Genomic DNA, 1970 nt, shown 5'->3' with positions numbered 1-1970 from the left:
GTCCCGTCTCACGGGAGACGGGGCCGCTCGCGCCTCAGTCGCGCGGCGACAGCCAGACGCGATAGAACGATGGACGCCCAACTGCCTCGAAGGCGACGTTATGGACGTTGGGCGCGCCGGCAAAGGCCTGCGGTTCCTCGAAAATCGGGATCGCATAGGCCTGGTCGAGCACATAGGCCTGGATCTCGCCTGATATCGCCAGCCGCTTGTCGCGGTTCGGCTCGGAGGCGAGTGCCTCGAGCAGGCCGTTGAGCTTGTCGTCGACGAAGCTCTGGACCTTGTCGCTGACGCCGCCCTTTTGCTGCAGCACGTTGCGATTCCTGGGATAGTACTGGCTCTTGATCACGTCCGGATCGGCGCGGCCGACCATTGCCGGTGCCACCGGTGTCTTTAGTGGATCGAGGTTGTCGGCTGCGGCACTGCCGGAGTCGCCGGCTAGGACGGAGAGCTTCACGCCGACCTTGTTCCACTGCTGGGCGATCAGCTGCAACGTTTCCTTGTTCTGAGGTTGCGGCACCGATTCATAGGCGGCCAGCACCAGTTCCTTGCCGTCCTTGGTGCGCACGCCGTTTGCGCCCAGCGTCCAGCCCGCCTCGTCCAGCAGCTTGCCGGCAAGGGTCGGATCGTAGGTAAGCTTTGCCGACTGGTCGACGTAACCCTGGGCCGCTTTGGCGATGATCGACGTCGCCTGCGGATAATTAGCCGAGAACAGTGTCTCGACGATCTCCTTGGCATTGGTGGCGTGCAGCAGCGCCTGGCGCACCTTGACGTCGGCCACCAGCGCATTGTCGGGCCGGAAGACGACCGAGTTGTTCACGCCGCGGGTGCCTGGCGCGTAGATCTTGTACTCCGCCGCCTCAACCTGCTTTTCGTCATAGGCCTGGACCTGGCGGATAAAGTCGGCCTGGCCAGCGAGCAGCGCGCCGATGCGCACGCTGTCTTCGGGCGTGATCAGGTACTTGATCTCGTCGAGCAGCGCCCTGCCCTGATGTTTCAGTTTGGCCGGTCCCCAGGCATAATCGTCGCGCGCCTTCAACACGAGCTCACGTCCAAGCGTCTCGCTGGCAACCACAAACGGCCCCGAGCCGATAATCTTGGTCGCATCGCCCAGCTGCTCGAACGGCAGCTCAAGCGTCTTGGGCGACACCAGGCCCGAGCCGATCACCGACGTACCCTGCAGGAAGCCCGGCGACGGCGCCTTGAAATGGAACCTGACCGTCAGTGGATCGACTACTTCGCTGCGGTCGTAGTTGTTGATGACCTCCGAAACCGGAAGCTTCAGCTCCCTGTTGCCCTTGCCGAAGGTGTCGAAATTCTTGGCAACGGCTGCAGCGTCGAACGGGGTGCCATCCGAGAAGGTCACGCCGGGACGCAGCTTGAAGGTGTATTCGGTGGCCGTGTCGTTGACCGTCCAGGACTCCGCGACCCATGGCTCGATCTCGAGCGTCTCGGGGTTCTGGTAAGTCAGCTTGTCGGTGATCTGGTTGAGCACGCCGCCATTCGGATAGAAGCCTCCCGCCGGTGGGTAGAGGTTCGTGTGCGCCTGCTGCTCCAGATAAACCAGCGTCCCGCCCTTGATGGGCGTGTCAGTCTGCGCGAAAGCCCGGGCCGCGAAGCCCAGCGCAGTCGCCGCCATCAGTCCGATCAGGGTGAGTTTGAGTGTCGATCGTCGCGTATGAGACATAGCCATCCCCTTGATAACGACCGGAAATCGACGCTCCTTGGGAGGATTGGGATCGTTCCGGTCTGCCTGTTTGCTGTCAAGAGGATAGGCGTGGTGGCTGCTTGGGTGACAGGAACTGAGTTCCATCGTCATCACCAGACGAGAATTAATTCTACTTATTTGATAGAATTTATGGAATTCCTTAGGCGAGCGTCCTGCCCGCCGTTGTGCCGCATGGTCCGATGTGCAGCCGCGCTAGGCGCGATCGCCGGCGGCATGTTTTTTTCCACAACAGGTGACTATTCGC

General features: G+C 61.7%; 1 protein-coding gene. It reads right to left on the bottom strand.

The window, feature by feature from the left end:
• Nucleotides 1–34: 34 nt before the first annotated feature.
• Nucleotides 35–1684 (bottom strand): TIGR04028 family ABC transporter substrate-binding protein, encoded by a 1650-nt coding sequence (locus AC1DUU_RS30680; RefSeq protein ID WP_476787084.1) that lies wholly within the window; start codon nucleotides 1682–1684, stop codon nucleotides 35–37.
• Nucleotides 1685–1970 lie beyond the last annotated feature (286 nt).

Source organism: Aminobacter sp. P4_H6_2, assembly GCF_056400805.1.
This window is presented reverse-complemented; position numbering and strand designations above follow the sequence as displayed.